Genomic DNA, 6,236 nt, shown 5'->3' on the forward strand with positions numbered 1-6,236 from the left:
TCCTGGCGCCCGTGTGACGCGATGCGGTGTCCGGGTCAGCGGCGCTTGCCCGAGGGGCGGCCGCGGCCGCGGTTGCGGGACGGCTGGTTGCGCGGGCCCGCACCGGCCGGGGCGACGTCCTCCGGCTCGTCCGCCGGCCGCGCGTCCGCCTGGTGGCCCACGACGGCGGCGTTCTCCGCCTGCGCCGCGGCGGAGGCCCGCTTGGCGAACACCCGCTTCTTGAGGGCCTTCATCCTCGGGTCGCGTTCCTTGAGGTCGGCGACGAGCGGAGTGGCGATGAAGATCGACGAGTACGCACCGGCGGCCAGGCCGACGAAGAGCGAAAGCGAGATGTCGTTCAGCATGCCGGCGCCGAGGAAGCCGCCGCCGATGAAGAGCAGGCCCGCGACGGGCAGGAGCGCCACGACCGTGGTGTTGATCGAGCGCACCAGGGTGCTGTTGATCGACCGGTTCGCGATGTCGCTGTAGGTCCAGCGGGTCTGCTTCTCGATGCCCTTCGTCTGCTCCTTGAGCGAGTCGAAGACGACGACCGTGTCGTAGAGCGAGTAACCGAGGATCGTGAGCAGCCCGATCACCGTGCCCGGCGTGACCTCGAAGCCCACCAGGGCGTAGATCCCGACGGTGATGGTGATGTCGTGGATGAGGGCGACGAGCGCCGCGAGCGCCATGCGCCACTCGAAGGCGATCGCCAGGTAGATCACGACCAGGACCATGAAGATGGCCAGGCCCTGCCAGGCCTTGTTGGCGATCGTGTCACCCCAGCTGGGGCCGACCAGATCGGCGTTGATCTTGTTGGCGTCGATGCCCATGTCCTTGGACAGCTCGTCCGAGATCTGGTCCGACTTGCCGGTGTCGACGCCCGCGATCTGGATGCGCAGGCCGCCCGTGCCGAGCTCCTGCACGATCGCGTCGTGGCCGGACGCCTTCTCCGCGTACTCCTCCGCCTTGGCGGCCGAGACGCTGGTCTTGGGCGTCGTGAAGACGGCGCCGCCCTCGAAGTCGATGCCCATGTTCAGGCCGCGCACCGCCAGGCCGAGGATGGCCGTGATGGTGATGAGGATGGAGACGCTGTACCAGATCTTGCGCTTGCCGATGAAGTCGTAGCCGACCTCACCGCGGTGGAGCCTGGCACCGAGATTGCCGAGCTTCGACATCTCACGCCTCCTTCGGGTCGACAGGGCCGGCGGCGGCAGCGGTGGCGCGGCGGGTGGAGCTCCGGCGCAGCGGAGGCTGGACACCGAGGCCCTTGGGGTCGAGACCCGACCACTTGTGTCCGCTGGAGAAGAACGTCCTTCGGGCCATGAGCGTCATCAGCGGCTTCGTGAAGAGGAAGACGACGACGACGTCGAGCAGGGTGGTCAGGCCGAGCGTGAACGCGAAGCCCTGGACCTTGCCGACGGTCACGATGTAGAGCACCGCGGCCGCGAGGAACGACACGAAGTCGGAGACGAGGATCGTGCGCCGGGCGCGCGGCCAGGCACGCTCGACGGCGGGCCGCACGGAGCGGCCCTCGCGGATCTCGTCCCGGATCCGTTCGAAGAACACGATGAACGAGTCAGCGGTGATACCGATGGCCACGATCGCGCCGCAGACGGCCGGCAGGTTCAGCGCGAAGCCGATGGCCGGGCCGAGCAGAGTCATGAGCGTGTACGTGAGGATGCCGGAGGCGACCAGGGAGGCGAGGGCGATGAACGACAGGCCCCGGTAGTAGAGCACCAGGTAGATGACGACCAGGGCGAGGCCGATGGCGCCCGCGATCAGACCGGCGTGCAGCTGCTCACCGCCGAGGGCGGCGGTCACCGTGGTGACGCTCTGCTCGTGGAAGGTGAGCGGCAGGGCGCCGTACGACAGCACGTTGGCCAGGTCCTGGGCGGACTCCTGGGTGAAGCTGCCGGAGATCTCGGCGTTGGCGCTCAGCGTCGAGCTGACGCTGGGGGCGGAGACCACGTCGCCGTCGAGCACGATGGCGAACTGGTTCATCGGGGACTGCTGGTCCTTGAGCTTGCCGGTCGTCGCGGCGAACTTCTTCGAGCCGCCGCCCGTGAAGTCCATGTTGACGACCCACTGGCCGGACTGCTGGTTGATGACCGCCTGGGCCTTCTTGACGTCCTTGCCGTTCACCTCGGACGCGCCGAGGATGTACTTCTCCCACTGGCCCTGCGAGTCCTTGCCGCACGCGACGATGGTGTCGGCCGGCTTGGCGCCCTCGTTGATCTTGGTACGCGCGGCGTTGTCGGTGCAGTCGAGGTCCGTGAACTTCTTCTGCAGCGCGGCGGTCGCCGGGTCGGTGGACGCGCTCGCGGACGGCGTCGGGGAGGCCTTGTCGTCGGTGCCACCGGTGGCACCGCTGTCGCCGGCCTTGCCGGTCGACGAGGCGCTCGGCGTGGCGTCGGCCTTCAGGGCCTCGCTGACGGCGCGGCCCTGCGAGGTGGCCGTGGCGGACGGCTTGGACGACGCCTTGTCGGTCGCCTTCTCCGTGGCCTTGTCGGTCGCCTTCTCCGTGGACGAGGCGCTCGGGGACGGGCTCGTCGTGGAGTTGCCCGTCGGGGCGCCGGCGGCCACCGTCAGTACGGGGCGGAAGTAGAGCTGAGCGGTCGTGCCGACCTGCTCGCGCGCCTGCTTCTGGTTCGTGCCCCGCGGGATGTTGACGATGATGTTGTTGTTGCCCTGCGTCTGGACCTCGGCCTCGGAGACACCCATGCCGTTGACACGGCGGTTGATGATGTCAGCCGCGGTGTCCATGTTGGTCTTGTTGATCGCGTTGGGCTGGCCCGGCTCGTTCTTGGCCTCCAGCGTGATGCTGGTGCCGCCCGCGAGGTCGATGCCGAGGCGCGGCGTGAACGTACCGGAGATGAACATCCCCCCGACGAGCGCCACCATGATGATCACGATCAGGCTCAGAGCACGCCCGGGCTTGCTCTGTGCGCCTGCCCCTCGGCTCTTTGTAGGTGTGGCCACCTTCTCGTACTCCCTCTCCATCCGCCCTGCATCGGGGTTCGTGCTCGGGCGGCCATGAAATGGTCGAGAATCCACGCGGGTCACGCACGAGGCGGAACCGCGGCGACGCAAGCGGTCGCCCCGCGGCTCCGGTCGTGACTACTTCGCGTCGGACTCGCCGTTGGTCTTCTTCGGCTCGGCGTCGGCGGCCTTCTCGGCCTCGGCGACATCGGTGGCGGGCTCGGCCGCTTCCTTGCTCTTGCCGAGGTCGACGCGCGAGTCGTCAGCGGCGGCGGTCTCGTCGGTGCCGGTGAGGGAGGACGCGTCGTCCGGCACGATGGCGGCGTCGGTCGCCCCGTCGTCCTCCGTGGCTTCCACGCCGTGCACGATGCGGTTGTACTCGTCGTCGGAGAGCACGGCACCGATCGCGTTCTTCGCGAACAGGAGGTGGACGCCGGGGCCGGCGTCCAGGAGGACCGTGTCCTCGTTGACCTCCTTGACCGTGGCGTACATGCCCCCGATCGTGCGGACGCCGGAACCGGGCTGCATGTCATTGCGCATCGATGCGGCCGCCTGCTGCTTCTTCTTGGCGGACCGGGTCATCAGGAACATGGCCCCGATGAGCACGATGAACGGGAGGAGGGTCACGAGACTCACGGGTGGGAACTTCCTTCAGGCGACCGCGTCGGAAAGCGGCCTTGTTTGGGTTCGGGGGTGCACCGGCGCCATAAAGGCGACCGTCGGCGGAGTCTAAGCGAGTCCGCACTGTGGGAACAACGCTCAGCATGGCACCGGGGTTCCAGGCCCGGCGAGCACCCGCGCCGTCACGCCCCGAAGAGGTCCCCTTGTCCGGTTGCGCCCGTTCTCCCCTGGGGTGGAGTGAGGCCCAGGTGGGCCCAGGCGGCGGGAGTGGCGACCCGGCCGCGGGGCGTTCGCGCCAGAAGTCCCTCGCGTACGAGGAAGGGCTCGGCGACCTCTTCGACCGTCTCGCGCTCCTCCCCCACCGCGACGGAGAGCGTCGACAGGCCGACCGGCCCGCCGCCGAACAGCTTGAGGAGCGCCTCCAGGACGGCACGGTCGAGACGGTCGAGGCCGCGGTCGTCCACCTCGTACACCGCGAGCGCGGCGGCGGCGATGTCCTGGGTGATGTACCCGTCGGCCTTGACCTGCGCGTAGTCGCGGACGCGGCGCAGCAGCCGGTTGGCGATGCGCGGGGTGCCGCGGGAGCGCCCGGCGATCTCCGCCGCCCCTACGGTGTCGATCTCCAGGTCGAGGAGGTGCGCGGAGCGGTGGATGACCCGCTCCAGCTCGGCCGGCTCGTAGAACTCCATGTGCGCGGTGAAGCCGAAGCGGTCGCGCAGCGGCGGCGGCAGCAGGCCCGCGCGCGTGGTGGCGCCGACGAGCGTGAAGGGGGGCAGTTCGAGCGGGATGGCGGTGGCGCCGGGGCCCTTGCCGACGATGACGTCGACGCGGAAGTCCTCCATCGCCATGTAGAGCATCTCCTCGGCGGGCCGGGACATGCGGTGGATCTCGTCGAGGAAGAGGACCTCGCCCTCCTGGAGGGAGGAGAGGATCGCGGCGAGGTCGCCCGCGTGCTGGATGGCGGGGCCCGACGTGATGCGGATCGGAGCGCCCATCTCCGCGGCGATGATCATGGAGAGGGTGGTCTTGCCGAGGCCGGGGGCGCCGGAGAGCAGGACGTGGTCGGCGGTGGCCCCCCGCGCGCGTGCGGCCCGCAGCACCAGATCGAGCTGCTCCCTGACCTTCTCCTGGCCGATGAACTCGCCCAGGTCCTTGGGGCGCAGGGCCGCCTCGACGGCCTGGTCCTCGCGGTCGGCGACGGAGTCCACCAGCCGCTCGGTGTCCGGCGCCGCTTCGGTCGGGTCGTCCCAGTTCATTACGTGTGCCTCGCGTTGCTGGTTCGATGAAGGGCTGTCGGGCGGTCGGCTAGCGGGTGCGGTTCAGGGTCTGCAGGGCCGCCTTGAGGAGCTGCCCCACCTGCGGGGTGGAGCCTGCCGCCTCGGCCTGCAGGGCGACCGCCGCGACCGCCTCGTCGGCCTCCCGGGTCGCGTACCCGAGGCCGATGAGCGCGGCGTGCAGCTGCTCGCGCCAGCCGCTGGTGACGGCGGTGCCGATGGCGGGGCCGCCGGTGCCGAGGGGCTCGCCGAGGCGGTCCTTCAGTTCGAGGAGCAGCTTCTGGGCGCCCTTCTTGCCGATGCCGGGGACCGCGGTGAGCGTCTTCTCGTCGCCGGTGGAGACGGCGCGGCGCAGGGCGTCGGGGCTGTGCACGGCGAGCATGGCCTGGGCCAGGCGCGGGCCGACCCCGCTGGCGGTCTGGAGCAGCTCGAACGTCTGCTTCTCGTCGTCGTCCGCGAAGCCGTACAGGGTGAGCGAGTCCTCCCGGACGACGAGGGAGGTGGCGAGCTTGGCCTGCTGTCCGACGCGGAGCGTGGAGAGCGTGTTCGGCGTGCACTGGACGGCCATGCCGACGCCGCCGACCTCGACCACCGCGGCGTCGGGGGCGAGGGCGGCGACGGAGCCGCTGACGAAGGCGATCATGCGGTACGGCCTTTCGATGCGTGCAGCGCTACGGCTTGCTGGAGTCTGTTCTGCGCGGGGGCGCGCCAGATGTGGCAGATGGCGAGGGCGAGTGCGTCGGCGGCGTCGGCCGGCTTGGGCGGCGCGTCGAGCCGGAGCAGCCGGGTCACCATGGCGCCGACCTGGGCCTTGTCCGCGCGGCCGCTGCCGGTGACGGCGGCCTTGACCTCGCTGGGGGTGTGCAGGGCGACGGGGATGCCGCGGCGTGCGGCGCAGAGCATGGCGACGGCGCTGGCCTGGGCCGTCCCCATCACCGTCCGCACGTTGTGCTGGCTGAACACCCGCTCCACGGCGAGGAGTTCGGGCCGGTACTCGTCGAGCCACTGCTCGATGCCCTGCTCGATGGCGACCAGGCGGTGGCCCAGCTCGGCGTCCGCGGGCGTGCGTACGACGCCGACGCCGTGCATCGTCAGGGGTCTGCCCGCGACTCCCTCGACCACGCCGACACCGCACCGGGTCAGCCCCGGGTCCACGCCCAGTACGCGCACGCCGCTCCCCCACCTTCGATCGCCTGTTCCCGCAGGCTATCGGCTGTCACTGACAAAGCGGGGGGGGGGGGGGGGGGGGGGGGGGGGGGGGGGGGGGGGGGGGGGGGGGGGGGGGGGGGGGGGGGGGGGGGGGTGGGGGGGGGGGGGGGGGGGGGGGGGGGGGGGGGGGGGGGGGGGGGGGGGGGGGGGGGGGTGGGGGGGGGGGGAAAACCC

6 protein-coding genes are annotated in these 6,236 nt (G+C 71.0%); all 6 read right to left on the reverse strand.

Annotated elements, in window-relative coordinates; all coding sequences use genetic code 11:
* Positions 1-35: 35 nt before the first annotated feature.
* Positions 36-1,154, reverse strand: coding sequence for a protein translocase subunit SecF (secF, locus tag ACZ45E_RS21550; protein WP_468222768.1), 1,119 nt, complete (start codon positions 1,152-1,154; stop codon positions 36-38).
* Position 1,155: 1 nt separating this feature from the next.
* Positions 1,156-2,958, reverse strand: a complete 1,803-nt coding sequence (gene secD, locus ACZ45E_RS21555; RefSeq protein WP_468223094.1) for a protein translocase subunit SecD — start codon at positions 2,956-2,958, stop codon at positions 1,156-1,158.
* Positions 2,959-3,096: 138 nt separating this feature from the next.
* A complete protein-coding gene (gene yajC / locus ACZ45E_RS21560; protein WP_468222770.1) occupies positions 3,097-3,594 on the reverse strand; it encodes a preprotein translocase subunit YajC in 498 nt (165 codons plus the stop codon).
* A 167-nt stretch (positions 3,595-3,761) separates the two neighbouring features.
* The gene (gene ruvB, locus ACZ45E_RS21565; RefSeq protein ID WP_468222772.1) at positions 3,762-4,835 is read right to left on the reverse strand and encodes a Holliday junction branch migration DNA helicase RuvB; all 1,074 of its coding nucleotides are present in this window, start codon (positions 4,833-4,835) and stop codon (positions 3,762-3,764) included.
* A gap of 49 nt (positions 4,836-4,884) precedes the next feature.
* Complete coding sequence (gene ruvA / locus ACZ45E_RS21570; protein ID WP_468222774.1) at positions 4,885-5,496, reverse strand: Holliday junction branch migration protein RuvA; 612 nt, start codon at positions 5,494-5,496, stop codon at positions 4,885-4,887.
* Positions 5,493-6,023 carry a crossover junction endodeoxyribonuclease RuvC gene (gene ruvC, locus ACZ45E_RS21575; RefSeq protein ID WP_468222775.1) on the reverse strand — a complete coding sequence of 177 codons (531 nt, stop codon included), beginning with the start codon at positions 6,021-6,023 and terminating at the stop codon, positions 5,493-5,495. The genes ruvA and ruvC overlap by 4 nt, the downstream gene beginning before the upstream one ends.
* Positions 6,024-6,236 lie beyond the last annotated feature (213 nt).

Source organism: Streptomyces sp. NPDC030991 (assembly GCF_055571235.1).